Below are 286 nucleotides of genomic sequence, written 5' to 3'. Positions count from 1 at the left end.
CGTCGGCACCGTCCAGAATCAACTGGCGCAGTTCAGCGACACTGAGGTCCGGCGCCATGGCCANCAGCTTGGCGGCGAGATTGAGCACCTGGGGCGAGGACATGGACGTGCCATTAAAGGGGATTCTGTCGCCGCCAAGCTGTTGGCCATGGCGCCGGACCTCAGTGTCGCTGAACTGCGCCAGTTGATTCTGGACGGTGCCGACGAAAAGCAGCTGGAAAGCCGCACCATTCTGCTCATGAATCCCAAGGCATCCATGGCCTTGCTGGAAAAACAGCTGGCCAAG

The 286-nt window shown here is 60.4% G+C and carries 1 protein-coding gene; it reads right to left on the bottom strand.

The features are described 5' to 3' along the window. On the bottom strand, window positions 1–124 hold a 124-nt coding region (locus A3709_RS25065), incomplete at its 3' end, for a S8 family serine peptidase (protein ID WP_369795154.1). Window positions 125–286: the final 162 nt, after the last annotated feature.

This window comes from Halioglobus sp. HI00S01, from assembly GCF_001635445.1.
Taxonomy (GTDB): Bacteria; Pseudomonadota; Gammaproteobacteria; order Pseudomonadales; family Halieaceae; genus Halioglobus; species Halioglobus japonicus.
The sequence above is the reverse complement of the archived record's forward strand: the minus strand, read 5'-3'. Positions and strand labels throughout refer to the sequence as shown.